Raw genomic sequence first — 26,999 nt, forward strand, 5'->3', positions numbered from 1 at the left:
ATAAAAAAGGCGACTCACGGGTCGCCTCATAAAATCAGTCTTTCAGCGCTGCTTTCTGCGCCAGAATCAGGGAATCAATTCCCCCTCTTGCCAGAGCAAGCAGCTGGAGCAGCTCATCGTGGCTGAAGGGCTCGCCTTCTGCGGTGCCCTGCACTTCAATCATGCGGCCATCTTCCGTCATCACCACATTCATGTCGGTTTCAGCGGCGGAGTCTTCGACATATTCCAGGTCGCACAGCGCTTCGCCGTTAACGATACCGACGGAAATGGCGGCCACCATCCCTTTCATTGGATTGGTTTTCAGCTTGCCAATAGAGACCAGATGATTCAGGGCATCGGCCAGCGCCACGCAGGCACCGGTGATGGAGGCGGTACGGGTTCCGCCATCCGCCTGCAGCACGTCACAGTCCAGGGTGATGGTGAATTCACCCAGCGCCTTCAAATCCAGCGCCGCACGCAAAGAGCGGGCGATCAGACGTTGAATTTCCAGCGTGCGGCCACCCTGCTTACCTTTCGCGGCTTCGCGGGCATTACGGCTGTGGGTCGCGCGCGGCAGCATGCCGTACTCAGCGGTTACCCAGCCTTGTCCCTGACCTTTCAGAAAACGCGGTACGCCTTCTTCGATGGTGGCGGTACACAGCACTTTGGTATCACCGAATTCAACCAGAACTGAACCTTCAGCATGTTTGGTGTAATGACGGGTCAGTGTGACAGGGCGCACTTGTTGTGCGCTACGGCCTGCAGGACGCATGGTTTCTCTCCGGCTAGCAAATCAGTATTGGCTGCGCATTATACGGATTTCACCGCCGAATGCCTACGTTCGCCTGATGCAGACGGCGTTTCTTATGCCTGAGATGACTTTCTTACGTCTAAAATTGCAGCGCAGCGCAACGCAGAGTGAAAAGCGCGGCAAGTTGTGGCTAAATGCTGCCTTCTCTCATTAGTCTGCCGGACATCATTGAAATGCCTGACGTACTTCATTTTCTTCTGGCCCTTGTGGTCATCTTTTGCCTGGCGTTGCTGTTCAGTAACGACCGTAAAAAAATCCGCCCTCGGGTGATCCTTCAGCTGGTCGTGATTGAAGCCGCGCTGGCCTGGTTCTTCCTGCACGCGTCCAGTGGCCTGACGCTGGTCACCGCGGTGTCCGGATTCTTTGAAACCCTGCTGAAATTTGCCGGGCAAGGATCGGAGTTCGTCTTTGGTGGCATGGCAAGTCAGGGTCTGGCCTTCATCTTCCTGGGTGTGCTCTGCCCGATCATCTTTATCTCGGCACTGATCGGGATTTTGCAGCACCTGCGTATTTTGCCGCTGCTGATCCGTCTGGTCGGCACGGTTCTGTCGAAAGTGAACGGGATGGGCAAACTGGAGTCGTTTAACGCGGTCAGTACCCTGATCCTCGGCCAGTCTGAGAACTTTATCGCCTATAAAGGCATTCTGGCTGATATCTCCCCTCGCCGCCTGTATTCAATGGCGGCGGCGGCGATGTCGACGGTGTCGCTGTCGATTGTTGGCGCCTATATGTCGATGATTGAACCGCGCTACGTGGTGGCGGCCTTGCTGCTTAACATGTTCAGCACCTTTATTATCCTGTCGATCATCAATCCGACGGTACCTGGCGACGAGCCGGAAATCAAACTGGAAAAGCTGCACGAAGATCAGAGCTTCTTTGAAATGCTGGGGGAATACATTCTTGCCGGCTTTAAGGTGGCGATGATTATTATGGCGATGCTGATTGGCTTTATTGCGCTGATTGCTGCGGTCAACGCCATCTTCTCCAGCCTGTTTGGCATCAGCTTCCAGGAAATTCTCGGCTACATCTTCTGGCCATTTGCCTGGCTAATAGGCATTCCGGCCCCGGATGCGCTGCGAGCAGCCAGTATCATGGCGACCAAACTGGTGGCAAATGAGTTTGTGGCAATGATAGAGCTGAAGAAAATCGCGGCGGAGCTTTCACCTCGCGGGCTTGGCATCCTCTCCGTCTTCCTGGTTTCGTTCGCCAACTTTGCTTCCATTGGCATTGTCGCGGGCGCGATCAAAGGCCTGAACGAACAGCAGGGCAACGTGGTTTCCCGCTTTGGTCTGAAGCTGGTCTACGGGTCGACGCTGGTCAGCCTGCTGTCAGCCGCCTTTGCCGGTTTGGTGTTGTAATCTGACAACCAGCCCGGCGTGATGCCGGGCTGAACTTAAAAGCCGACACAGACCGGGCTATCCACCCGCATCACCGACTCCTGCTGGAAGCGCTGCTTGTAACGCGTGCGCAGCGCTTCAATATTCTGCTGATCCTGCTTGCCTGGCGCATGGATCAGCATCAACGCCTTACTGCCCTCTCGTGCCACCTTGCCGTCTTCTCCCAGCCACTGACCTTTGGCATCAAATACCGTCAGGCCATCTTTGAAGCGTGGCGTCACCTCGCTGTCGACAAACGATTGCCATTCAGCGTGAGTGATATCCGCGCCATGAGGCCGGCTCAGACCAAAATAAAGCGTGGTTTGCTGCATGGCATCGCCCACCTGGCAGCTGGCGGGGGTCACGGTAGTTTGCTGGCTGGAAGCCATGCAGCCGCTGAGGGTAAAGGCGACAGCCACAGCAATAACGGAAGAGGTTTTCATGAAGTTCCTGATGCAGATTACGGGTAACTGCATCATAAGCTGGCCCGGGTAAAAAACCAGTGACGATCGCTGATTTCATTGAGTTTAGCCGAATGCCTGTTAAGGCCTGGCTTGCGCCGCTATAATCCGTTTATCTTTCTCAGAAAACGGGTACGCACATGATCCGCAGTATGACCGCCTACGCGCGGCGTGAAACCAAAGGCGAATGGGGCAGCGCAGCCTGGGAACTTCGTTCCGTTAACCAGCGCTATTTAGAAACCTACATCCGCCTGCCGGAGCAGTTCCGTGGCCTGGAGCCGGTGATCCGTGAGCGCATCCGTAACCGCCTGACGCGCGGTAAAATCGAATGCAACCTGCGTTTTGACGCCGATCCAAGCGCGCAGAGCGCGTTGGTGCTGAATGAAAAGCTGGCTGTTCAGCTGGTTCAGGCCGCTAACTGGGTCAAAATGCAGAGCGATGAAGGGGAAATCAACCCGGTTGATATTCTGCGCTGGCCTGGCGTGATGTCTGCCGAAGAGCAGGATTTGGATGCTATTTCCGCCGAGCTGTTAACGTCGCTGGATACCGCGCTGGAAGACTTTATCACCTCCCGTGAGACAGAAGGCACGGCGCTGAAGGCGATGATTGAACAACGCCTTGAAGGCGTGACGACGGAAATCGGCAAGGTGCGGACGCAGATGCCAGACGTGTTGAAATGGCAGCGCGAGCGGCTGGTCAGCAAGCTGGAAGATGCGCAGGTGCAGCTGGACAGCAACCGTGTTGAGCAGGAACTGATCATGCTGGCACAGCGTGTTGACGTGGCTGAAGAGCTGGATCGTCTGGAAGCGCACGTTAAAGAGACCTACAACATCCTGAAGAAGAAGGAAGCCGTTGGCCGTCGTCTCGACTTTATGATGCAGGAGTTCAACCGCGAGTCGAACACCCTGGCCTCTAAATCGATCAATGCCGAGATCACCACCTCCGCCATCGAGCTGAAAGTGCTGATTGAGCAGATGCGCGAGCAGATCCAAAACATCGAATAACCGCGTCCATGCGTACAAAGCCCACTGTTCAGTGGGCTTTCACCTGACTTCACGATAATTCCAACACTTAACGCGTCACATACTCCCCCAGCTCTTGCTGAACCTGCGAGCCATCACGCACCAGCACGGGAATTGCGTCGAGCGGCGCGGCAACGCCTATCCATTGACCGCCTTCATGCTGCTCCCCGTTTAACTCACGCCAGGTCGTCCCCGCAGGCAGCCAGACACGGCGTTCGCGCTGTCCCTGGTGAAGAATGGGTGCCACCAGGATATCGGGCCCAAACATGTACTGATCTTCCACCTGCCAGCTTTCACTCTGTTCAGGGAATGCGTAGAACATGGCACGCATCACCGGATCGCCCTGCTCATGAGCCACATCCATCATGCGGTTGATGTAAGGACGCAGCTTTTCACGAACCAGCAGCCAGTGGCGCATGATCTGATAGTTATCCTCACCGTAGCTCCAGACCTCATTCGGCGACCCGCTATTACATTGGGCAATACCGTCTCGCCAGGCCTCAGGAGGTTGGATCTGTGGTTCCCGGTAGCCATGCAGACGGAAAACCGGGCAGAAAACGCCCCACTGGAACCACCGGATCAGCAACTCCTGGAAGGCAGGATCGTTAACGTTACCGCCCTGAAATCCGCCGATATCGGTGGTCCACCAGGGAATACCTGCCATCCCCATGTTCAGGCCGGCGGCAATCTGGTTGCGGAGTGAATGGAAAGAGGAATGGATATCGCCAGACCATGCCAGTACGCCATAGCGCTGGCTACCTGCCCAGGCACAACGAACCAGATTGACGATGTCGGTTTCTCCCTGCTCTTTCAGCCCATCATAGAAACCGGCAGCAAACTTCTGCGGATAGATATTACCGACCTCAAGCACCGGACCGAGATGATAGCGATAGTTATCAAAATCATAGGCGCGGTATTCCGGCTCGGCTTCATCCAGCCAGAACAGCTTGATACCCAGGTCATAGTAATTCTGTTTTACCTTCTCCCAGACAAACCGCCGTGCCTCAGGATGTGTTGCATCGAAGAAGGTGGTGTTGCCCATAAAATCCAGATTGACCGACACGCCGCGATCGGTATTCACCAGATAGCCTTTGGACTTCATCTCTTTATAATTTTCGGTACGGCTGTCGACGGTTGGCCACACTGATACCATCGTTTCGATGCCCAGCGATTTCAACTCGGCGACCATCGCCTTCGGATCTGGCCAGTCTTTGGGATCGAAGCACCAGGTACCCTGATTCGGCCAGTGGAAGAAGTCGATAACGATTACAGACAATGGCAGGTGACGACGATGATACTCACGCGCCACCTCCAACACTTCCTGTTGGGTTCGGTAACGTAATTTGCATTGCCAAAAACCGGTGGCGAATTCCGGCATTTTTGGCGCAGTGCCTGTTACGGCGCCATATTGACGGACGATTTCCGCAGGCGTCTCACCGGCAGTGATCCAGTAATCCATCTGCTCAGTCACTTTGGCCTGCCACTCGGTCCCATTTTTCGCGAAGGTCGCCTCACCAATAGCCGGATTATTCCACAGCAGCCCATAACCCAGGCTGGAGAGCATAAAGGGCACGCTGGCCTGGGAATTACGCTGCGCCAACTCTAACGTGCAGCCTTTCAGGTCTAACCAGGGTTGCTGATACTGGCCCATGCCATAGATTTTCTCTTCCGGCCGGGCTTCAAAGCGGACGGTCAGCTGATATTTTCCACCGGGAATAGGACGGAACTCACGGGCATCCAGCTTCAGCGCGCTGATGTACTTATCCTGATTCTTTTCGCTGGCGCCAATGCCCACCGTGGTGCGCTGGCGCCAGAACTCTTCCAGCAGTAATTCACCGTGCTGGTTATAAAAAGCCAGCTGGCCTTTGATGTTCAGCACCGCTTTTAAATTGCCGTGGGTGATGCTCAGGGTTTCCGGCCCTTCCGTGATCGACACGGGTGTCTCTTGCGGGTCTGGTAACAGTGCCCAGCATTCATCTTTGATCGGCGGTAAGCAGGTGGCGCGAACGCGCAGGCTGTTCTTCCCCCAGGGTTCAACAACCAGCGTTTGTCGATCGAAATGCCACAGAATACGGCGCTGCTCTGCGATTAACTCGCTCATAGAAACTCCTGATTAGTAACGATCGCTTTGTAACGATCTTTTCGAGGTATTAACGTCAGCCATCGTGGCATCGCTCAGCGTGTACCAACGCAGCGTCAGCGCGCTGAGAATTGAAAGCACGCCGGGAACCAGGCTGAACAACGCGATAATGGCGGACATGGCGACCGGGTTTTGCATCTCAGCATGGGGAATGTAGCCGCTCAGGCCCAGCGTCCAGCCGACGATCGCTCCGCTCACCGCCATGCCCATTTTCAAGATGGAAAGCAGCGTGGAGAAGATGGTGCCGTCCATACGTTTTCCCTGAGTGTATTCACCGTAATCGACCACATCAGACATCATCACCCACATCAGGGTGGTGGTGATTTGGTAGAAGGTGGAAACCAGTACCACCATCACCACCAGCAGACTGATGGAGGCGGGCAGGAAGAAGATCGCGATACTTAGTAGGCCTGCGGCCCAGGCAGCCAGCCTGAATACCTGCACCTTACTGCGGCCGGTGGTCAGGGGTTTACACAGCGCACTGCCCGCGCTTTTGCCGACGATGTGTGCCCCCAGCAGCCACATAAAATAGCTGGGATTGCCCAGGTGATAGGTCACGTAATACATCATGGCGCCGAGCCTGATAACGCCAAAAGCAATGTTGAAAAACACCAGACCCGCCACAACACGCCACTGGTCGTTACGCAGTAAGTCGCGCAGGTCGCTGATAAAGTTTTCGTGGCTGGCCGGTGCCTGGATACGCTCCCTGGTATTTCTGAAACAGATCAGGAACATAAAGACGGTTGCGCCAGCCATGATGGCCATCGCCCCCCGATAACCGGCCAGTTTATCTTCGCCGCCAATATACTGGGCGAGCGGCATCATCAGGAAAGTGGACATCGCGCCGCCGAGGGTCGCGAGGAAAAAACGGTAGGATTGCAGCGAAATGCGCTCTTCATTATCCGACGTGATGATCGCGCCCATCGAGCAATAAGGAATGTTGATGGCGGTGTACATCAGCATCATCGCTGCGTAAGTCACGCTGGCAAAAATCATTTTTCCGCTCAACGAGAGGGATTCCGGCACGGCGTAGATCAACAGACAACTGGCACCAAACGGCACAGCCAGCCACAGCAACCAGGGGCGAAATTTACCCCAGCGCGTTTTGGTGCGGTCCGCAATGAGGCCCATCAGGGGATCGATGATGGCATCAGCCGCGCGCGCAAGCAGGAACATCGTTCCGACGAAGACGGCGGGCAATCCCACCACATCGGTATAATAAAAGGTCAGGAAAATGATCACATTTTCGAGACCAATATGGCTGGCCATATCGCCGAGGCCGTAGCTAATTTTTTCTTTTACCGATAACGTCTCTTTCATAGATGGCACGCCTGTTGTTAAGGGTTGCAGATCGTGGCCTGGAAGCCTTAAGGGAAACTGACGTTTAGTTATAGAGTTGAGGCGAGGAAGGCTCAATTGCGGGATCTCGTTCCATTTTTATGATTTCTTATTTCTGTGATACCGGTAACTCCTTTATGTCAAAGCGGTACGGAAGGTTGCGCAATGACGACTTCCGGACCTGCATCGGCGTTTTTTGTAGGCTTACGCCAGCCGCCAGGCTAAAATGCCCCCTTATTTTCTATGGATTATTTTGAGGCTTATTATGCAAACCCTTCCTCCCTGCCCGAAGTGTCACTCTGAATATACCTGGCAGGATGGCGCGCTCTTCAATTGCCCTGAGTGCGGTCACGTCTGGTCCGAAGGGGCTGAAGCCGCGTCTGATGACGCGCTGATTGTGAAAGATGCTAACGGCAACCTGTTAGCCGATGGCGACAGCGTCACGGTGATCAAAGATTTAAAAGTGAAGGGCAGCTCAACCCCGCTAAAAATCGGCACCCGAGTTAAAAGCATTCGTCTGGTGGAAGGCGACCACAATATTGACTGCAAAATTGATGGTTTTGGCCCGATGAAGTTGAAATCAGAGTTTGTGAAGAAGAACTAATCCTGAAAGATGCCGGAATCTTAGCGTGAAAGTTGCCTGCCCGGCGCCGATGCGTCGGTCCGGACAGGGACGTCGGGGCGATCGTCAGTTGAGCTCGCGGGCCGCTTTTTCGAGGATCGGCATTTTTTCCTCCACCACTTTTTGCATCCGCGCCATCACTCTCTCCCTGACAGCGGGAGGCGCCGTTTCAGGTCGTCCGGCATTAAAAGGCGGCTGCGGTGCGTACTCCAGACCAAGCTGAATTGACTGCGCCATCTCTTCTCCGGCAATTTCGGCAATCACCACCAGCGCAAAATCAATTCCTGCGGTCACGCCACCGCCGGTAATGATGTGCCCATCCTTCACCACGCGCTCGTTATCCGGGATCGCGCCAAACAGCGCCAGCGAATCACGCCATGCCCAGTGACAGGCGGCTCTTTTCCCCTTCAGCAAGCCAGCGGCTGCGAGGATCATTGAACCCGTACAGACTGACGTCACGTAACTGGCATTCAACCCTAAGCGTCGAATGGCAGCGAGAAAGTCGGCATTCTCGATCGCGTTAGTGCAGTTGCCGCCCGGCACACAGAGCAGATCGCATTCGGTAATTTCATCCAGGGCAGCAAGGCCGGAAAAGCTGAAGCTTCCCACATCGACAGGCTCAGCGCCAAGTGATGCCACCACAACTTTTGCATCCGGCAGGTGGGAAAAAAACTGATAAGGACCGGTGAAATCTAACTGCGTAATTCCCTGATACAACGGCATAACGATGGTAAATGGCTTATTCATTGCACTCTCCCATTTATATCCTGATGACAATTCGGATTAGCTAATCTAATTTAGCTGAATTCGCCTTAAAAAAATTCAATCGTCAATCTGCTGCAGATCCTGCAGGCTTGCCGGCGATCACTCTGGAGCTGGCTATGTTACTTACTGTTCTCTACATCATCGGTATCACCGCTGAAGCCATGACCGGCGCGCTGGCAGCCGGGCGACGCAAAATGGATATGTTCGGCGTCATCATTATCGCCTCGGTCACCGCCATTGGCGGCGGGTCGGTGCGGGATATGCTGCTAGGCCATTATCCACTTGGCTGGGTGCAGCATCCGGTCTATATCATCATTGTGGCCGCAGCGGCCGTCGTCACCACCCAATTAGCCCATCTGATGCCGCACCTGCGCAAAGTGTTCCTGGTGCTGGATGCGCTTGGCCTGGTGGTGTTCTCCATCATCGGCACAAAAGTCGCGCTGGATATGGGCCATGCGCCGATCATTGCGGCAATCTGCGCGGTCATTACCGGCGTGTTTGGCGGCGTGCTGCGCGATATGTTCTGCAACCGCATCCCGCTGGTGTTCCAGAAAGAACTGTATGCCGGCATCGCTTTCGCCTCTGGCTGGATCTATATCCTGCTGTTGAAGACCCCGCTTTCCCACGAAGTGGTGATCACCGCGACCCTGCTCTTCGGCTTTATTGCCCGTCTGCTGGCACTGCGATTTAAGCTTGGCCTGCCCATTTTCAATTACCCTCATGCTGAACACTGATCGATTGCTGAAGATGTGTTGAGAGAAAAGCGATCAGCGCCTGCACATCGGGATGCTGAAGGAAGGTCACGATTTGACCCGCACGCCTTTCGCCTATCTCTGGCAGGCGCTGCCAGTCGGCAACTTTCCGCGAGAGCAGGCTCTGCCAGTTGTCATCATCCAGCGCATCTAACGCCTTGTTGGGAACCGGCACGCCTAACGCCCTGACCCAGCGTTTAAAAGGTTGCTGATGGGTCTGGTTGAACTGGTGATAGAGCTGATTCGCCCTTGCCGGGGTAATACCGGCGATCTGGCTTAACTGTTCTGCCGTTAACGTCAGCCAGGAGAAAAGGTGAGTGAGCTGGCCGGACTGCATAATCCGCTGCCAGGTGCTTTCGCTGGCACCAGATAGAGTTAAGGCGGCCCTGCCACTCAGCCAGACAAGCCGGGCCAGAAGCTGCTGACGACAAACAGGCGTCAGGCTAAAACAGCTCAGGGGATGGAATAAGGTCGCATCAGGCAGCTCAGGAAGCGTGCGATCGGCCACCCGCCAGACCACCTCATCCAGCCGTGGAATGCCTTGCCCCGCCAGGCTGACCGCAACCTGATCGCCGGCGACAATGTCCGCCTCCCGCCAGCGGTTGAACGAACCGACATTGACCCGACTGACCTGCTTATCATCCAGCTTTACCGGGACAAGATTCAGCACCGTACTTATTTTCCCGGTGCGCCCAATCGGAAAATCCACCGAACGGACTTCCGTGGTCACCGTGGCGGGAGGATATTTCCAGGCCACCGACCAGGCGTTCTCGCCTGGCTGCCAGTAAGCGCCTTTAACAGGTTGGCTATGGACCACCACGCCGTCGGTGACAAAGGGTAACGGTTGAGCAAACCAACGTTCACGCCAGCCAGCGACTTCTTCCGCAGAGCGAACCGGTTTACTCCACTCGCCCATCATTGGAAAGCCCGCTTCGCTGAGCCTTTCGATCCTTTCCCGCAAGGTTGCCGGTCCGTCGGGCCACGCCCAGATAAAAATACCCAGCCTGTTCAGCGTATCTGAGGGGGCATTGCGCCGCATGGCCCCCGCCACCGTGGCACGGGCATTCAGGCCGCCCAGTAACGTCTGTTGATGATCGGTCATCTTCAGGTAAAGCTCGCCCTGCAAAACGAGGCTGTCAGACCCCAGCGCGATCTGTTGGGGAATATCGGGGATAAAGCGGGCTTTTTCCGTCCAGTCTTCTCCCTGCAATCCATTTCCGCGACTGATCACCTGAGCCAGTTTTCCCCGTTTGTAATGCAGGGTAACGGCCACACCGTCTACCTTGGGTTGCACCCAGAGCGCGTCTTTTCCCGCCATCCACCGTGAAAGCGCCTGCTGGTCAGCCACCTTTTTCACCCCGACGTGAGCCACCGGATGCAGGACTTTGCCGTTACGGGCCAGCGCCGGCTGGCGAAGATCGCTGCCGGGAGCAAAGCAGTGCTGCCACGCCTGATACTTGAGTGCCAGCGCATCGTAACGATCGTCCGGCACTTTCTGTTCGCCCGCACGGTAATAGGCGTCATCCCACGCACTGAGCTGATTTTCCAGCGCCTTCATTTCCTGCTCTGCTCTGGCCGGCGTCCAGGCAGGACAAGCGGCCTGCGCGATGCCCGCGAACAAGGCCAGTACCAGCCATAGTTTGTTCATCCCTGTCTCCTTTTAGGGTGCTGTGGGGATTAAATGCAAAAATGGACCGGTTGGCGAGAGGCAAAGAAACGACCTGGAATGCCGCTCGAAAATTGATTTGCCTAGCATGAAAAGCTGCATCCATACCGCGACCTGCTTTCCATATTCTGAGAAAATGCACCGCCATGGCGCTGAAACGCTGCATGAAGGGCATCAGCCGTGTATACTGTGCAGGAAGTAGACTCCGCTTTATTGGCATATCAAGATAATCATGGCTCAAGGCACACTTTTTATTGTTTCTGCTCCCAGTGGGGCGGGAAAATCCAGCTTGATTCACGCGTTGCTGAAAACGCAGCCGCTGTACGATACTCAGGTTTCCATTTCCCACACGACGCGGGGAGTGCGTCCCGGTGAGAATCACGGCGAACACTACTTTTTCGTCAGTCATGACGAATTCCGCGGCATGATTAAGGAAGAAGCCTTCCTTGAGCACGCGGAAGTGTTTGGCAACTATTACGGCACCTCGCGTAAAGCGATCGAGCAGGTATTAGCGACCGGCGTGGATGTGTTCCTGGATATCGACTGGCAAGGCGCGCAGCAAATCCGCCAGAAAATGCCCCAGGCACGCAGCATTTTTGTTTTGCCGCCATCGAAAGATGAACTGGATCGTCGCCTGCGTGGCCGCGGACAGGACAGCGAAGAGGTTATCACCAAGCGCATGGCTCAGGCCGTGGCAGAGATGAGCCACTTCGCGGAGTATGATTACCTTATTGTGAACGATGATTTCGACCTGGCACTGTCCGATCTGAAAACCATCATTCGCGCTGAGCGTCTGCGTATGGGCCGTCAAAAATCCCGTCATGACGCATTAATCAGCAAACTATTGGCAGACTGAGGACAACTCAGTATGATGCCCAGTCATTTCGTCACCCGTGGAGTATCACACTTATGGCACGCGTAACCGTTCAGGACGCAGTAGAGAAAATTGGTAACCGTTTTGACCTGGTTCTGGTCGCGGCTCGTCGCGCACGTCAGATGCAGGTTGGCGGTAAAGATCCGTTGGTTCCGGAAGAAAACGACAAGTCTACCGTGATCGCGCTGCGCGAAATCGAAGAAGGTCTGATCACCAACCAGATTCTGGATGTGCGTGATCGCCAGGAACAGCATGAGCAGGAAGCCGCTGAATTGCAGGCCGTAACCGCTATCGCTGAAGGTCGTCGTTAATCACCAGCCTGCAGGTCGCCCTTGTATCTGTTCGAAAGTCTCAATCAACTGATTGAAAAATACTTGCCTGAGGATCAGATTAAACGCCTCAAGCAAGCTTACCTTGTCGCACGTGATGCTCACGAGGGACAGACGCGCTCCAGTGGTGAGCCTTATATCACCCACCCGGTAGCCGTGGCCTGCATTCTTGCTGAAATGAAGCTCGACCATGAAACGCTCATGGCCGCGCTTTTGCACGACGTTATCGAAGACACGCCCGCAACGTATCAGGATATGGAACAGCTGTTTGGTCAGACTGTTGCTGAACTGGTCGAGGGGGTTTCTAAACTCGATAAGCTAAAATTCCGCGATAAAAAAGAAGCGCAGGCGGAAAACTTCCGCAAAATGATCATGGCGATGGTGCAGGATATCCGCGTCATTTTGATCAAACTCGCTGACCGCACCCACAATATGCGTACCCTCGGGGCCCTGCGCCCGGATAAAAAACGACGCATTGCGTTAGAGACGCTGGAAATTTACAGCCCTCTGGCTCACCGTCTGGGTATTCATCACCTGAAAACTGAGCTCGAAGAGCTGGGTTTCGAAGCACTTTACCCAAACCGCTACCGCGTCATTAAAGAAGTGGTTAAAGCGGCCCGCGGCAACCGTAAAGAGATGATCCAGAAAATCCTCTCTGAAATTGACGGTCGTCTGCAGGAAGCCGGGATCCCCTGTCGCGTCAGTGGTCGGGAAAAACACCTCTATTCGATTTACTGCAAAATGCATCTGAAAGAGCAGCGCTTCCATTCCATTATGGATATCTATGCTTTCCGAGTGATTGTCAGTGATTTCGATACCTGTTACCGCGTTCTGGGGCAGATGCACAGCCTCTACAAACCGCGCCCAGGTCGGGTGAAAGACTACATCGCGATCCCCAAGGCCAACGGCTATCAGTCGCTGCATACCTCGATGATTGGTCCGCACGGCGTGCCGGTCGAAGTCCAGATCCGTACCGAAGATATGGATCAGATGGCAGAAATGGGTGTCGCCGCGCACTGGGCTTATAAAGAGCAAGGTGAAAGCAGCACCACCGCACAAATCCGCGCCCAGCGCTGGCTGCAAAGCCTGCTGGAGCTGCAGCAGAGTGCCGGTAGCTCGTTTGAATTTATCGAAAGCGTGAAATCCGATCTGTTCCCGGATGAGATTTACGTTTTTACCCCGGAAGGCCGCATTGTCGAACTTCCTGCGGGCGCAACGCCGGTCGACTTTGCTTACGCCGTGCATACCGATATCGGTCATGCCTGCGTTGGCGCACGTGTCGATCGTCAGCCGTATCCGCTTTCCCAGCCGCTGACCAGCGGGCAAACCGTCGAAATCATCACCGCACCTGGCGCGCGTCCAAACGCCGCCTGGCTGAACTTTGTGGTGAGTTCGAAAGCCCGGGCGAAAATCCGTCAGCTGCTGAAAAACCTCAAGCGCGAAGACTCCGTCAGCCTTGGCCGTCGTCTGTTGAACCATGCGTTAGGGGGCAGCCGTAAACTGGCCGAAATCCCGCCTGAAAATGTTCAGCATGAGCTGGAAAGAATGAAGTTGCCGACCATGGATGACCTGCTGGCTGAAATTGGCCTCGGCAATGCGATGAGCGTGGTGGTGGCGAAGAATCTGCAGCAGGGCGAACACGCTGCGCCTGCACCACAGCAAACAACGACCTCTTCTTCGCGCAATAAGCTGCCGATCAAAGGCGCAGATGGCGTTCTGATCACCTTCGCTAAGTGCTGCCGCCCGATTCCAGGCGATCCGATTGTGGCGCACGTCAGCCCTGGCAAAGGCCTGGTGGTGCACCATGAGTCGTGCCGTAACATTCGCGGCTGGCAGAAAGAGCCAGAGAAGTACATGGCCGTAGAATGGGATAAAGTCACCGAGCATGAGTTCGTGGCGGAGATCAAAGTGGACATGTTCAACCATCAGGGCGCGCTGGCGAATCTGACCGCGGCAATCAATACGGCTGAGTCCAATATCCAGAGTCTGAATACGGAAGAAAAAGATGGCCGGGTTTACAGCGCCTTTATCCGTCTGACGGCACGCGATCGCGTCCACCTGGCGAATATTATGCGTAAAATCCGCGTAATGCCGGACGTGATTAAAGTTCATCGCAACCGAAACTAACGCATGAATGCTCAACGCTATGCCCGCATCCTTGAGATGCTGGCCGCCCGCCAGCACGACCTGACCGTTTGTATGGAGCAGGTTCATAAGCCCCATAACGTCGCCGCGGTGATCCGTACCGCGGATGCGGTTGGCGTGCACGAAGTCCATGCGGTCTGGCCCGGTAGCCGGATGCGCACCATGGTCTCGTCTGCTGCGGGCAGCAACAGCTGGGTCCAGGTGAAAACGCACAGCAATATTGCTGATGCCGTCGGCCAGCTCAAAGGCCAGGGGATGCAAATTCTTGCCACCCATCTTTCTGATAAAGCCGTCGATTTCCGTGAGATTGATTACACCCGCCCTACCTGCATTCTGATGGGGCAGGAAAAAACCGGCATCACCCAGCAAGCCCTCGACCTTGCTGACCAGGACATCATTATCCCGATGATCGGGATGGTGCAGTCGCTGAACGTCTCTGTGGCCTCGGCCTTAATTCTCTATGAAGCCCAGCGCCAGCGGCAAAACGCCGGCATGTATCAGCGACAGGAAAGCACGCTGGAATACAGCGAGCAGCAGCGTTTACTGTTCGAAGGCGGTTACCCTGTGCTGGCGCGCGTCGCGAAGCACAAAGGTCTGCCTTACCCGGAAATTAGCGACGTCGGTGAAGTGATCGCCGATGCCGAATGGTGGGACAGCATGCAAGCTTCGGTACGCAGAAAATGACCGGCCGCCTGCTCGATGCCGTCCCGCTGAATTCGTTGTCTGGCGTTGGCGCAAGTCAGGCAGGCAAACTGGCGAAGCTGGGGCTGGTAACCGTGCAGGATTTATTGCTGCATCTGCCGCTGCGTTATGAAGACCGCACCCAGCTGTACGCGATTAACGATCTCCTTCCCAATATTTATGCCACGGTAGAAGGCGAGGTGCTGCAAAGCGACATCTCCTTCGGCCGTAAGCGCATGCTGACCTGTCAGATCAGTGACGGCAGCGGCATCCTCACCCTGCGCTTCTTCAACTTCAACGCCGGCATGAAAAACAGCCTCTCTCCAGGCAAACGCGTCACCGCGTATGGCGAAGTGAAACGTGGCCAGCGCGGCGCGGAGATTATTCATCCCGAATATCGCATCCAGGGTGACCATAGCGGGGTTGAGCTGCAGGAGACGCTGACACCGGTTTACTCCACCACCGAAGGCATCCGCCAGGCGACGCTACGCAATCTGACGGACCAGGCATTGGCTCTGCTGGATACCTGCGCCATTGCCGAACTGCTGCCGCCCGAGTTAAGCCAGGGCATGATCAGCCTGAAAGACGCACTGCGCACCCTGCACCGTCCGCCGCCGGATATGGCGCTCGCCGATCTGGAGAGCGGTAAGCATCCCGCTCAGCGGCGGCTGATTATGGAAGAACTGCTGGCGCACAATCTCAGCATGCTTGCGGTTCGCGCCGGTGCCCAGCGCTACCATGCCTTATCAATGCCTGCACGCCATGACCTGAGTAACAAATTACTGGCCGCGCTGCCCTTCAGCCCGACGGGTGCCCAGGCACGCGTGGTGCGTGAAATTGAGCAGGATCTGGTTCACGACTATCCGATGATGCGTCTGGTTCAGGGCGATGTGGGATCGGGCAAAACGCTGGTCGCCGCACTCACCGCGCTAAACGTCATCGCTTACGGTAAGCAGGTTGCCCTGATGGCGCCGACCGAACTGCTGGCTGAACAGCACGCCAACAACTTCCGTCAGTGGTTTGAACCGCTGGGGATTGAAGTGGGCTGGCTGGCAGGAAAACAAAAAGGCAAAGCCCGACTGGCGCAGCAGGAAGCCATCGCCAGCGGTCAGGTGTCGATGATCGTCGGCACCCATGCCATTTTCCAGGAACAGGTGCAGTTTAACGGGCTGGCACTGGTGATTATTGATGAGCAGCATCGCTTTGGCGTCCATCAGCGCCTCGCTTTGTGGGAGAAGGGCGAAGAGCAGGGTTTCCATCCGCATCAGCTGATCATGACCGCCACGCCCATTCCGCGAACGCTGGCGATGACTGCCTATGCTGACCTCGATACCTCAACGATTGATGAACTGCCACCGGGCAGAACGCCGGTCACCACGGTTGCCATCCCCGATACCCGCAGGCCGGACATTATCGCCAGGGTGAAAAGCGCCTGCAGCGATGAAGGACGTCAGGCGTACTGGGTATGTACCCTGATTGAAGAGTCTGAACAGCTTGAGGCTCAGGCCGCAGAAGCCACCTGGGAAGAACTGAAGCTGGCGCTGCCAGAATTGAACGTTGGACTGGTGCATGGGCGCATGAAGCCGTCGGAAAAGCAGGCGGTGATGCAGGCCTTTAAGCTGGGTGAGATCCACCTGCTGATCGCCACCACGGTGATTGAAGTGGGTGTGGATGTGCCGAACGCCAGCCTGATGATCATTGAGAATCCCGAGCGGCTGGGCCTGGCACAGCTCCACCAGCTGCGCGGCCGCGTGGGTCGTGGATCGGTCGCATCGCACTGCGTATTGCTGTACAAAGCGCCGCTGAGCAAAACGGCGCAAAAGCGCCTGCAGGTTTTACGCGACAGCAATGACGGCTTTGTGATTGCCCAGTGCGATTTGGAAATTCGTGGGCCAGGCGAAATGCTCGGCACCCGGCAGACAGGTAACGCCGAATTCAAAGTGGCGGACCTGCTGCGGGATGCCGCAATGATCCCCGAAGTTCAGCGCGTCGCCCGCCACATCCACCAGCATTATCCGACTCAGGCGCAGTCGCTGATTGAGCGTTGGCTGCCGGAAACGCAGCGCTATACCAACGCCTGAATCCCGCTATCGGCCGCTGTAAGCCGCCATTTCTGCCACGGCATCATTAACCGCCTGCTCGCCGGCCGTCAGCTCGATGATCACCCGGTTGACCTCAGGATGATCGATCAGGCTGTGCAGCACGGCGGCAACGTCCGCTCTTGGCACCGTGCCATAAGGGATCGCCAGACCCAGCCGCACTTTTCCACTGCCAGAGCCATTCACCAGCGTACCCGGACGCAGAATAACCCAATCCAGCGCGGTGGCGGCCAGCATCACATCGGCCTGCTTCTTCACCTGCATATAGTGTTCAAAGGTAGGCGAGATGGTTTTCGCCCGGCCGGCCTCCGGGAACGCGGAGACCAGCAGAAAGCGTTTGATCCCTGCCAGCCTGGCCGCTTCGGCGGCAAACTTGCACCCGCGCCCATCAATCCCGTCCGTCTGTTCGATACCGGCACCGGCAGCGCCGGCAGAGAACACCACCGCATCACAGCCTTTCATCACCTCGGCCAGCTTTTCCCCGCTGGTGTTCATCAAATCCACATTTACCGGCTTAACCCCATCGGCGACCAGGTCATCCACCTGGCTTTCGCTGCGGTAAACACCGGTCACCTGATGCCCGGCTTTGACCAGACTCTTTCTTAAACGGCTTCCGACGCCACCCGTTGCACCAATAATAAATACCTGCATGTGTTCCTCTCTCAGTGGACGTAGTTACCCTTAGTCTAGCGAACAGCGCGCCGTTTCGCTGGGTGAAGGCTGAACAACCCAACTATAACGCCCGGCAAACGTTTGCTTTTGCCCACCAGACGATTAAAATCGCCACTTTCTTCGTCAGAGAAGCCAGAGAATGTCCGCCAATATCCCCGATGCAGCAGCCAGCCGTAACCCAATACCTGCGGTGAAAAGTGAATTAATCTACCGTCTGGAAGATCGCCCTCCTCTGCCGCAAACCCTGTTTGCAGCCTGTCAGCATCTGCTGGCGATGTTTGTGGCGGTGATCACCCCCGCATTATTGATTTGCCAGGCGTTGGGCCTGCCGGCGCAGGATACGCAGCACATTATCAGCATGTCGCTGTTTGCGTCGGGCGTGGCTTCCGTACTGCAAATTAAAACCTGGGGCCCGGTTGGTTCGGGTTTGCTGTCGATTCAGGGAACCAGCTTTAACTTCGTCACGCCATTGATTATGGGCGGAATGACGCTGAAGAATGGCGGTGCCGATGTGCCCACCATGATGGCCGCGCTGTTCGGCACGCTGATGCTGGCCTCCTGCACGGAAATGATCCTTTCCCGCTTCCTGCATCTTGCCCGCCGGGTAATTACCCCGCTGGTGTCAGGCATTGTGGTAATGATTATCGGCCTGTCACTGATCCAGGTTGGCCTGACGTCGATTGGCGGTGGCTTTGCGGCGATGAACGATCACACCTTTGGTGCGCCTAAGAATCTGATGCTGGCGGGTGCGGTGCTGCTGGTGATTATTCTGCTTAACCGTCAGCGGAATCCTTATCTGCGCGTGGCGTCTCTGGTGATTGCGATGGCCGTCGGCTATCTGCTGGCCTGGGCGCTCGGCATGCTGCCTGAAAACAGCGTGCCGGTCAGCCAGCCGCTGATCGCGGTGCCGACGCCGTTCTATTACGGTCTGGGCATTGACTGGAACCTGCTGATCCCGCTGATGCTGGTATTTATGGTGACCTCGCTGGAAACCATCGGTGATATCACGGCAACGTCAGATGTCTCCGAGCAGCCGGTCAGCGGGCCGCTGTATATGAAGCGCCTGAAAGGCGGCGTGCTGGCTAACGGGCTGAACTCTTTCGTCTCGGCGCTGTTTAATACCTTCCCTAATTCCTGCTTCGGCCAGAACAACGGCGTGATCCAGCTGACCGGCGTGGCCAGCCGCTACGTTGGCTTTGTCGTGGCGTTAATGTTGATTGTGCTGGGTCTGTTCCCGGCGGTGAGTGGCTTTGTGCAGCATATTCCGGAACCGGTACTGGGCGGCGCGACGCTGGTGATGTTCGGTACGATTGCCGCTTCCGGGGTGCGCATTGTTTCCCGCGAGCCGCTAAACCGCCGGGCGATCATGATTATGGCGCTGTCACTGGCAGTTGGCCTGGGCGTTTCTCAGCAGCCGCTGATCCTGCAATTTGCTCCTGACTGGTTGAAAACGTTACTTTCTTCCGGAATTGCCGCTGGCGGCATCACTGCCATCATTCTGAATCTGCTCTTTCCGCAGGAAAAATAATCCCGTCTTGTGTCATCCTGTGGTGATTCGCAGAGGGTCCTGGTGCCCTCTGCGTCTTCTGAGAGTTGAGCTTCGATGATAAATCAGGCATAACAACCTTTTACCCGATGTTCACAGGGACAGATGCCATGAAAGTAATCGGAAAAATTCTGCTGACGATTCTGCTGATCCTGCTGCTGGCAGTGGTTGCGCTGTATGTTGTGGTGCAGACCCAGTGGGGTGCCCGCTGGATTAGCCGTACCATTAGCTCACATACCGACTATCAGCTGGCGATGAGCAAGCTGGAGCATAACTTTTCCGATCCTGACCATCTGATCCTGAACGATGTCTCCTTTGGCCACAAAACGCAGCCGGCGATGGTAACCGCTAAACGCGTCGATCTTGGCCTGAGCGTTATCCAGTTTACCCAGCCGCTGCATTTCGCCAGCATCTGGCTGGAAAAAGGCTCGCTGACGCTTTCCGGCAAGGGAAAACCGCTGCCGCTGCAGGCTGACAGGCTGCAACTGAACCAGATGGCGGTGAACAGCCCGGACAGCAGCCTGCCCGTCACGGCAACCCGAGTCGATGGCGGCGTTCTCCCCTGGAAACCGCAGGCCGGCGATTTCATCGGCAACGATGCCAGCTTCCAGATAAGTGCCGGTTCAGTGGAGATTAACGGCATTCCCGCCAGCAATGTGCTGATTCAGGGCAGCATCAAGAATAGGCAGCTGATCATCAGCAATATTGGCGCGGATGCTGCGCTGGGCTCGATCACCGCCAGCGCGCAACGTGATGCTCAGGGAAACTGGGACGTGGCGAATTTGCGCCTCAACAGCATCCGCCTGCAGTCTGATAACACCCTCAGCGGCTTCCTCGATCCGCTGTTAGCGCTGCCGTCAGTGCATTTTGACCGCATTGATATGACCGATGCCCGCCTGCAGGGAACGGACTGGGCAGTGACCGACCTGGATATGGCGCTGAAGAATATCACCCTGAAAAACGGTGACTGGGAAAGCGATGACGGTTCGCTATCGATGAACGCCAGTACTTTTGTGAATGGCAGCCTGGAACTCAACGATCCGATTGTGAACCTGGCCTTCTCGCCACAGGGCGTCGCCTTGACGCAGTTCAGTTCGCGTTGGGTTAACGGTCTGGTCCGCACCGAAGGCAACTGGAACCGCAGTGACAAGAAACTCACGCTGAATGAGCTGGCGATCGCCGGTCTGGAATACACGCTGCCGCAGAACTGGCGCGAACACTGGATGGCGCGTCTGCCGGACTGGCTGGATAGCGTTGAAGTGACCAAATTTGCCGCCAACCGCAATCTGATTATTGATATTAATCCGGCCTTCCCGTTCCAGACCACCTCGCTGGATGGCAATGGCAGCAACCTGTTGATGGCGAAGGATCATCAGTGGGGGATCTGGTCAGGCAGCCTGAGCCTGAACGCGGCTGAAGCCACCTTTAACCGGGTGGATCTGCGCCATCCGTCAATCGCACTGACCGCGGACGACAGCAAAATCAACGTTACCGAGATGAGCGCGTTCACTAAAAACGGCATGGTCGAGAGCCTGGCGACCCTTTCCCAGCAGCCGCAACGTGCCCTTTCGCTGACCCTGAACGGTCGTCAGGTGCCGGTTAATCTGTTGCACGACTGGGGCTGGCCAACGGTTCCGCTGGAAGGCGATGGCGATCTGCAGTTGAAAGCGCAGGCCAGTCTGGCGGCTGATGCGCCGTTAAAACCGACGGTAAACGGCAGCCTCTCCGCCAGCGCAGGTGACAAAAGCGTGCAGCAAACCCTGCACGCGGGTCAGGTCACTGGCGCGCAGTAACGCAGGTAAGGTATAGTCCGTTTTTTTACGGAGGAACCATGCTGACCAACTCATCCATTCGTCTTAACAAATACATCGGCGAGAGCGGTATCTGTTCTCGTCGTGATGCCGATCGCTATATCGAACAGGGAAATGTTTTTATCAACGGCAAGCGTGCAGCCGTGGGCGATCAGGTCTATGCAGGGGATGTAGTAAAGGTTAACGGTCAGCTGATTGAGCCTCGTAACGAAGACGATCTGGTGCTTATCGCGCTGAACAAGCCCGTCGGCATCATCAGTACCACCGAAGAAGGTGAGCGCGACAATATCGTTAACTTCGTTAACCACAGCAAACGCGTCTTCCCGATTGGCCGTCTGGATAAAGAGTCCCAGGGACTGATCTTCCTGACCAACCACGGCGATCTGGTGAACAAAATCCTGCGTGCCGGCAACGATCACGAGAAAGAGTACGTGGTGACGGTCAACAAACTGGTCACTGACGAGTTTATTGCCGGGCTGGGTGCCGGCGTGCCGATGCTGGGCACGGTGACCAAAAAATGCAAGGTGAAGAAAGAGGCGCCGTTCGTGTTCCGCATCACGCTGGTGCAGGGACTTAACCGCCAGATCCGCCGCATGTGTAAGCACTTTGGTTATGAAGTAACCAAGCTTGAACGCACGCGCATTATGAACGTCAGCCTGAAAGGCCTGCCAATCGGCGAATGGCGTGAATTCACGGATGATGAGCTGATTGAGTTATTTAAGCTGATCGAGCATTCCTCGTCGGAAGAAAACCCGGAGAAGAAAGCCAAGCCGAAGGCTAAACCTGCTGCGGTGAAAAAGCCGACCATCGCCGGACCGAAAACGGCAGAAAAGCCGACTGCTAACGGCGCTGCCCGTAAGCGTTTCGTTCAGCCTGGGCGCAAAAAGAAAGGGCGCTAACTCAGCGCCCCTTCCGTTACCCGCCGGAACCGCCCTGCTCAAGAGGGCCGTCAGCATCGGCGGGTAGCACGATGTAAACCCCTTCAAACACCGCCCCGCACTCTTCATTACCAAACAGCTCCACTTCCAGCTGCACGCGCGCTTTACGTCCGCGCGCCAGCCGATCCAGATCGCCACTCAGCGAGCCTAAATCGGCAACGGCACCCGGTTTCCCGGTAATCGGATGACTGTAACGGATGTGCGCATCGGCAAGAATAATCGTGCCGCCAAGCCGACGTTCGCGCAGCAGCAGCCAGATTAATCCCCAGCCGGTCAGCGTCGCCAGCGAGAACAGGCTACCCGCGAACAGGGTATGGTGCGGGTTCTGGTTGCCGGTTTCCGGCATGGTGGTAATAAACTTCTGCCCGGTGAACTGCAAGATGCGCACGCCCATCTTTTCACTCAGCGGGATGTGATCGTACCAGGCCTGCTGCAGCTGCCCACACCAGTCGGCACGGTGCAAAATATCGTCGAGCGACATCACCGGTTTGATCATCAGGAAGTGGCGCACCGGCGTGGTTTGCGGCGCGGTAATTTCGCCCTGATTGATGTAGCCCAGCTTGGCAAAGAATTCGACGGCATCTTCACGGGCGCTACAGACCACTCGCTTGGCCCCTTCCTGGCGCGCCACAGACTCCAGCGTCATCGCCACCAGCGTACCCAGCCCTTTGCCCTGCACGGAAGGATGCACCGCCAGGAAGCGGATAGCGGCCTCATTTTCTGCATTGATGTACAGGCGGCCAACCGCAACCGGTTCTCCGCGCTCGTCCACTACCATCTGATGATGCGCTAACGCATCCCAGGCATCCCGCTCTGAGCCCATCGGCTGATGGAGCGGCTTACGTAACATTTCCCAGCGGAACTGATAGTAGGTATCCAGCTCTTCTGCTGTTTCAGGAACCCGAAGGTGATACATAAAGTGGTTCTCTCTCTCTGAGCCCGCAACGCCTCCCTGCCGTTCAGCCAGCTGCCTCAAACCTGCAGCCAGAACGTCACCGGTCCGTCATTGACCAGTGCAACTTGCATATTGGCAGCAAAACGCCCCGTTTCCGTGACCATCCCCTTTTCCCGGCAGCAGCCGATAAAGGATTCATACAGCCGCTCCGCATCAGCGGGATCGGCACCGCCGGAGAAGCTGGGACGCATCCCCTTTTGCGTGTCGGCAGCCAGGGTGAACTGTGAGACCACCAGCAGGCTACCTCCCGCCTGCTGGACATTGAGGTTCATTTTGTCGTTTTCGTCGCCGAAGATCCGATACCCCAGCACCCGATCGCATAACCGTTGGGCTTTCTGCTGGTCGTCGCCTTTTTCCACGCCTAAAAGGATCAGCAATCCCGGGCCGATTTCACCGGTGGTTTCTCCTGCCACCGTCACACTGGCGCTCAACGCGCGTTGAATTAAGGCAATCATAATTCCTCATCTTCTTTTTTTTGTTCTTCTTGTTTTATCAGGCGATAGTCGCCAAGGGTGGCACTGATTTCGGCCCCCAATAAGACGATACACCAGGTCCAGTAAACCCACAGGAACAGGATGGGGATCACCGCCAGCACACCGTAAATTAACTGGTACGAAGGGAACATCGTAACATACAGCGCAAAGCCTTTTTTCCCGAGCTCAAACAGCAGCCCGGCCACCAGCGCACCAATCAACGCATCCTTTCCCGCCACCTGGCGGGTCGGCACGATGCTGTACAGCAGCCAGAATGACAGCCAGGAGAGCAGTAACGGGAAAATCCTGAGCCCATAGTCAATCAGCCAGCTGACGCCCGTCACGGACGCCCAGCGCAGCGACAGCAGATACGAGCTGATGGCCAGACTGGCACCCGCTAACAGCGGCCCCAGCGTCAGGATCATCCAGTACACCGCAAACGAGTACACAATCGGGCGTTTGCGCTTGCTGCGCCAGATGGTATTCAGCGCGGTATCGATCGAGTACATCAACAGCAATGCCGTCACCACCAGCCCGCAGGCGCCGACCGCAGTCATTTTGTTGACGTTGGCGACAAACTGCTCCAGATAGCTCTGGATCACCGTACCGGAAGACGGCACAAAGTTATTAAAAATAAATGCCTTCAGCTGAACACTGACATTGGCAAAGGACGGAAAGGCAGCAAACAGGGCGAAGACCACCGCCACCAGCGGTACCAGTGACAGCAGCGACACATACGCCAGGTTACCCGCCAGCGTCGTCATCGCATCTTCATCAATGCGTTCCCACAGTAATTTTAGCCAACCCCAAAAAGCCCGCAGCCGGTGGCGGTAATGATTAATACGGCTCATTCAGAAGCGATCGCTAAAGAACATCGGCACCACGCTGGCATCCGTGACGTGCACGCTGTGAATACCCAATGCCTGGGCAGCTTCAATGTTGGCAAGATTATCGTCGAAGAAAATCGCCTCCTGTGCGGATGCATCTTCGGCATTCAGCAGTTGCTGATAGATTTCAGGCTCAGGCTTGCGCAGCCCCATTTCCTGGGACAAATAGAGTTTATCTGCCGCGCTCTGCACTTCCGGGTATTGCGTCGGCCAGAAGGTACAATGCAGCTTGTTGGTATTAGAGAGGATAACAACGCGATCGCCCTGCTCACGCAGCTTGTGCATGATGGCAATCACTTCCGGACGCACGCCGACAAAAACCGCCTGCCAGCCCGCCGCAAACTGTTCGAAGCTTAACGCGACATCCAGCTGTTCGCACATTTTCTCTGCGAATTCTTCATCACTGATTTCACCTCGTTCGTGCTGTTCGAAAGACGCATCCATCTGGAAACGGCTTTGCAATGTAGACAGCGGTACGCGCCCCAGATCGCTCCAGACGCCAAGAACCCGGTTGAAATCAATATCAACAATGACGTTACCTAAATCAAAGATATACAGCATGGTCATCTCCTTTTGTGCCGGTGAGATATTCACTCTAGCGGTAAATCGGGAGACTGAACAGGAGAGGGGGAAAATCAGGGAGAAGAATCAAGGCCGGAGAGCTCCGGCCTTGAGAGTGCAGTGCTTAAAGAGGATTAAGACTCTTTAGGACCACGGCTTGCGCGTTTACGGTCGTTTTCCGTCAGGTGACGTTTACGAATACGTACGGACGTTGGCGTAACTTCAACCAGTTCGTCATCATCGATGAATTCCAGAGCCTGCTCCAGAGACATCTTGATTGCCGGAACCAGCGTGGTTGCTTCATCAGTACCCGAAGCACGCATGTTGGTCAGTTTCTTACCGGTCAGGCAGTTCACGGTCAGGTCGTTTGAACGTGAGTGAATACCGATAACCTGGCCTTCATACACTTCAGCACCGTGGCCGAGGAACAGCTTACCGCGATCCTGCAGGCTGAACAGGGCGAATGCTACCGCTTTACCCTGGCCGTTAGAGATCAGCACGCCGTTCTGGCGCTGGCCGATTTCACCCTGACGAACATCATCGTAGTGGCTGAAGGTGGAGTACAGCAGACCGGTACCAGACGTCATGGTCATGAATTCGGTACGGAAACCGATCAGTCCACGCGCCGGGATCAGGTAATCCAGACGAATACGGCCTTTGCCATCAGGGATCATGTCTTTAACATCACCCTTACGCTCGCCCATTGCCTGCATCACAGAACCCTGGTGCTGTTCTTCGATATCCAGCGTCACGTTCTCGAACGGCTCTTGCATGCGGCCATCGATTTTACGGTTGATAACTTTAGGACGTGAAACGGCGATTTCGAAGCCTTCACGACGCATGTTTTCAATCAGAACGGACAGGTGAAGCTCACCACGACCTGACACGCGGAAGGCGTCAGAATCTTCGGTTTCTTCAACACGCAGCGCAACGTTGTGCACCAGTTCTTTGTTCAGACGGTCAAGGATCTGACGTGAAGTCACATACTTACCTTCTTTACCGCAGAACGGAGAGGTGTTTACGTTGAAGTACATGGTTACGGTTGGTTCATCAACGCTCAGTGCTGGCAGCGCTTCAACAGCCTGTGGATCACAGATGGTGTCGGAGATGTTCAGCTCGCCCAGACCGGTGATAGCGATGATATCGCCCGCTTCAGCTTCAACCGCTTCGATGCGCTCCAGACCCATGTGGGTCAGGACTTTACCGACTTTACCGTTACGGGTTTTGCCTTCGCTATCTACGATAGTAACCTGCTGGTTTGGCTTAACTTTACCGCGTTTGATGCGGCCGATGCCGATAACACCAACGTAGTTGTTGTAGTCCAGCTGGGAAATCTGCATCTGGAATGGCGCTTCTGCCTCAACCTGCGGAGGAGAAACGTGATCCACGATAGCCTGATACAGCGGAGTCATATCCTCAGCCATATCGTTGTGATCCAGACCAGCGATACCGTTCAGCGCTGATGCATAGATTACCGGGAAGTCGAGCTGCTCGTCAGTCGCATCGAGGTTTACGAACAGGTCAAATACCTGGTCAACAACCCAATCCGGACGCGCACCAGGACGGTCAACTTTGTTGATAACAACGATCGGCTTCAGACCATTAGCAAACGCTTTTTTGGTCACGAAGCGGGTTTGCGGCATTGGGCCATCCATTGCATCCACAACCAGCAGCACCGAGTCAACCATTGACATCACACGCTCAACCTCACCGCCGAAGTCGGCGTGTCCTGGGGTATCCACGATGTTGATGCGGTAGTCATTCCAATTAATGGCGGTGTTTTTTGCGAGGATGGTAATCCCACGCTCTTTCTCCAAATCGTTGGAGTCCATTACGCGTTCGGTGGCTTCAGTACGGGCGTCAAAGGTCCCGGATTGCTGCAGCAACTTATCGACCAGGGTAGTTTTACCATGGTCAACGTGGGCAATAATGGCGATGTTACGCAAATTTTCGATCACAGCTTTGCCTCAGGCATTAGAAATAGCGCGCTATTGTACACGGATTAATCGAAGGACTGAACAGGATCACAAATTTCAATTAAAGATAACTGTCAGGATTGCTTTTTACACCTTAAACAGTGCAAGAATCGCACTCCA

At 55.6% G+C, this 26,999-nt stretch carries 24 protein-coding genes; 12 read left to right on the forward strand and 12 right to left on the reverse strand.

Annotation, left to right across the window (positions count from 1 at the left end):
- Window positions 1-34: 34 nt before the first annotated feature.
- Window positions 35-751, reverse strand: coding sequence for a ribonuclease PH (gene rph, locus AC0IXH_RS17345; RefSeq protein ID WP_013200095.1), 717 nt, complete (start codon window positions 749-751; stop codon window positions 35-37).
- Window positions 752-963: 212 nt separating this feature from the next.
- On the opposite strand from rph, the gene AC0IXH_RS17350 reads away from it, so the two are divergent.
- Window positions 964-2,148: a NupC/NupG family nucleoside CNT transporter gene (locus AC0IXH_RS17350; RefSeq protein WP_013200094.1), complete on the forward strand. Its 1,185-nt coding sequence runs from the start codon at window positions 964-966 to the stop codon at window positions 2,146-2,148.
- A 35-nt stretch (window positions 2,149-2,183) separates the two neighbouring features.
- On the opposite strand, the gene AC0IXH_RS17355 is transcribed toward AC0IXH_RS17350, so the two are convergent.
- Window positions 2,184-2,609: a DUF3574 domain-containing protein gene (locus tag AC0IXH_RS17355; RefSeq protein WP_013200093.1), complete on the reverse strand. Its 426-nt coding sequence runs from the start codon at window positions 2,607-2,609 to the stop codon at window positions 2,184-2,186.
- Window positions 2,610-2,767: 158 nt separating this feature from the next.
- Between AC0IXH_RS17355 and AC0IXH_RS17360 the strand changes: the two genes are divergently transcribed.
- On the forward strand, window positions 2,768-3,631 hold the full coding sequence (locus tag AC0IXH_RS17360) for a YicC/YloC family endoribonuclease (RefSeq protein WP_013200092.1): 864 nt from the start codon (window positions 2,768-2,770) through the stop codon (window positions 3,629-3,631).
- Between the two features lie 67 nt (window positions 3,632-3,698).
- On the opposite strand, the gene AC0IXH_RS17365 is transcribed toward AC0IXH_RS17360, so the two are convergent.
- Together AC0IXH_RS17365 and AC0IXH_RS17370 are read right to left on the reverse strand one after the other, a co-directional pair.
- Entirely contained in the window at window positions 3,699-5,750 is a 2,052-nt protein-coding gene (locus AC0IXH_RS17365; protein WP_471720762.1) for a glycoside hydrolase family 31 protein, read from the reverse strand.
- Between the two features lie 12 nt (window positions 5,751-5,762).
- Window positions 5,763-7,109: a glycoside-pentoside-hexuronide (GPH):cation symporter gene (locus AC0IXH_RS17370; protein WP_106382020.1), complete on the reverse strand. Its 1,347-nt coding sequence runs from the start codon at window positions 7,107-7,109 to the stop codon at window positions 5,763-5,765.
- 283 nt (window positions 7,110-7,392) lie between these two features.
- Between AC0IXH_RS17370 and AC0IXH_RS17375 the strand changes: the two genes are divergently transcribed.
- On the forward strand, window positions 7,393-7,731 hold the full coding sequence (locus tag AC0IXH_RS17375) for a zinc ribbon domain-containing protein YjdM (RefSeq protein WP_013200089.1): 339 nt from the start codon (window positions 7,393-7,395) through the stop codon (window positions 7,729-7,731).
- An 84-nt stretch (window positions 7,732-7,815) separates the two neighbouring features.
- Here AC0IXH_RS17375 and AC0IXH_RS17380 read toward each other — a convergent pair whose 3' ends face one another.
- Window positions 7,816-8,496: a DJ-1/PfpI family protein gene (locus AC0IXH_RS17380; protein WP_134823139.1), complete on the reverse strand. Its 681-nt coding sequence runs from the start codon at window positions 8,494-8,496 to the stop codon at window positions 7,816-7,818.
- A gap of 134 nt (window positions 8,497-8,630) precedes the next feature.
- On the opposite strand from AC0IXH_RS17380, the gene AC0IXH_RS17385 reads away from it, so the two are divergent.
- Complete coding sequence (locus tag AC0IXH_RS17385; RefSeq protein ID WP_013200087.1) at window positions 8,631-9,248, forward strand: trimeric intracellular cation channel family protein; 618 nt, start codon at window positions 8,631-8,633, stop codon at window positions 9,246-9,248.
- On the opposite strand, the gene ligB is transcribed toward AC0IXH_RS17385, so the two are convergent.
- Complete coding sequence (gene ligB, locus AC0IXH_RS17390; RefSeq protein ID WP_471720763.1) at window positions 9,223-10,914, reverse strand: NAD-dependent DNA ligase LigB; 1,692 nt, start codon at window positions 10,912-10,914, stop codon at window positions 9,223-9,225. The two genes, AC0IXH_RS17385 and ligB, sit on opposite strands and share 26 nt — an antisense overlap.
- Before the next feature lie 250 nt (window positions 10,915-11,164).
- Between ligB and gmk the strand changes: the two genes are divergently transcribed.
- The 5 genes from gmk to recG are packed head-to-tail and all read left to right on the forward strand — an operon-like array spanning window position 11,165 to window position 17,042.
- Complete coding sequence (gene gmk / locus AC0IXH_RS17395; RefSeq protein ID WP_013200085.1) at window positions 11,165-11,788, forward strand: guanylate kinase; 624 nt, start codon at window positions 11,165-11,167, stop codon at window positions 11,786-11,788.
- A 53-nt stretch (window positions 11,789-11,841) separates the two neighbouring features.
- The gene (gene rpoZ / locus AC0IXH_RS17400; RefSeq protein WP_004154766.1) at window positions 11,842-12,117 is read left to right on the forward strand and encodes a DNA-directed RNA polymerase subunit omega; all 276 of its coding nucleotides are present in this window, start codon (window positions 11,842-11,844) and stop codon (window positions 12,115-12,117) included.
- Between the two features lie 21 nt (window positions 12,118-12,138).
- A complete protein-coding gene (gene spoT, locus AC0IXH_RS17405; RefSeq protein ID WP_013200084.1) occupies window positions 12,139-14,262 on the forward strand; it encodes a bifunctional GTP diphosphokinase/guanosine-3',5'-bis pyrophosphate 3'-pyrophosphohydrolase in 2,124 nt (707 codons plus the stop codon).
- A 3-nt stretch (window positions 14,263-14,265) separates the two neighbouring features.
- Complete coding sequence (gene trmH / locus AC0IXH_RS17410; RefSeq protein ID WP_455865018.1) at window positions 14,266-14,964, forward strand: tRNA (guanosine(18)-2'-O)-methyltransferase TrmH; 699 nt, start codon at window positions 14,266-14,268, stop codon at window positions 14,962-14,964.
- On the forward strand, window positions 14,961-17,042 hold the full coding sequence (recG, locus tag AC0IXH_RS17415) for an ATP-dependent DNA helicase RecG (protein ID WP_013200082.1): 2,082 nt from the start codon (window positions 14,961-14,963) through the stop codon (window positions 17,040-17,042). The genes trmH and recG overlap by 4 nt, the downstream gene beginning before the upstream one ends.
- 6 nt (window positions 17,043-17,048) lie before the next feature.
- On the opposite strand, the gene AC0IXH_RS17420 is transcribed toward recG, so the two are convergent.
- On the reverse strand, window positions 17,049-17,711 hold the full coding sequence (locus tag AC0IXH_RS17420) for an SDR family oxidoreductase (protein ID WP_471720764.1): 663 nt from the start codon (window positions 17,709-17,711) through the stop codon (window positions 17,049-17,051).
- A 160-nt stretch (window positions 17,712-17,871) separates the two neighbouring features.
- Here AC0IXH_RS17420 and AC0IXH_RS17425 point away from each other — a divergent pair, with 160 nt between their 5' ends.
- The 3 genes from AC0IXH_RS17425 to rluF all read left to right on the forward strand — a co-directional run bounded on the left by AC0IXH_RS17425 (window position 17,872) and on the right by rluF (window position 21,988).
- Window positions 17,872-19,260, forward strand: a complete 1,389-nt coding sequence (locus tag AC0IXH_RS17425) for a nucleobase:cation symporter-2 family protein (protein WP_346568364.1) — start codon at window positions 17,872-17,874, stop codon at window positions 19,258-19,260.
- A 128-nt stretch (window positions 19,261-19,388) separates the two neighbouring features.
- Window positions 19,389-21,071 carry an AsmA family protein gene (locus tag AC0IXH_RS17430; protein WP_346568362.1) on the forward strand — a complete coding sequence of 561 codons (1,683 nt, stop codon included), beginning with the start codon at window positions 19,389-19,391 and terminating at the stop codon, window positions 21,069-21,071.
- A 38-nt stretch (window positions 21,072-21,109) separates the two neighbouring features.
- The gene (gene rluF, locus AC0IXH_RS17435; RefSeq protein ID WP_013200078.1) at window positions 21,110-21,988 is read left to right on the forward strand and encodes a 23S rRNA pseudouridine(2604) synthase RluF; all 879 of its coding nucleotides are present in this window, start codon (window positions 21,110-21,112) and stop codon (window positions 21,986-21,988) included.
- Window positions 21,989-22,004: 16 nt separating this feature from the next.
- Here the strand turns inward: rluF and fabY are convergent, their stop codons facing one another.
- The 5 genes from fabY to typA all read right to left on the reverse strand — a co-directional run bounded on the left by fabY (window position 22,005) and on the right by typA (window position 26,861).
- Window positions 22,005-22,943: a fatty acid biosynthesis protein FabY gene (gene fabY / locus AC0IXH_RS17440; RefSeq protein ID WP_041691835.1), complete on the reverse strand. Its 939-nt coding sequence runs from the start codon at window positions 22,941-22,943 to the stop codon at window positions 22,005-22,007.
- A gap of 56 nt (window positions 22,944-22,999) precedes the next feature.
- Window positions 23,000-23,437, reverse strand: coding sequence for a D-aminoacyl-tRNA deacylase (dtd, locus tag AC0IXH_RS17445; protein WP_053145240.1), 438 nt, complete (start codon window positions 23,435-23,437; stop codon window positions 23,000-23,002).
- The gene (locus AC0IXH_RS17450; protein ID WP_013200075.1) at window positions 23,434-24,306 is read right to left on the reverse strand and encodes a virulence factor BrkB family protein; all 873 of its coding nucleotides are present in this window, start codon (window positions 24,304-24,306) and stop codon (window positions 23,434-23,436) included. Before AC0IXH_RS17450 ends, dtd begins: the two co-directional genes overlap by 4 nt.
- Complete coding sequence (gene yihX / locus AC0IXH_RS17455; protein WP_013200074.1) at window positions 24,307-24,903, reverse strand: glucose-1-phosphatase; 597 nt, start codon at window positions 24,901-24,903, stop codon at window positions 24,307-24,309.
- 134 nt (window positions 24,904-25,037) lie between these two features.
- Window positions 25,038-26,861, reverse strand: coding sequence for a ribosome-dependent GTPase TypA (gene typA, locus AC0IXH_RS17460; RefSeq protein ID WP_013200073.1), 1,824 nt, complete (start codon window positions 26,859-26,861; stop codon window positions 25,038-25,040).
- Window positions 26,862-26,999 lie beyond the last annotated feature (138 nt).

Source organism: Erwinia sp. AC075 (genome assembly GCF_979253995.1).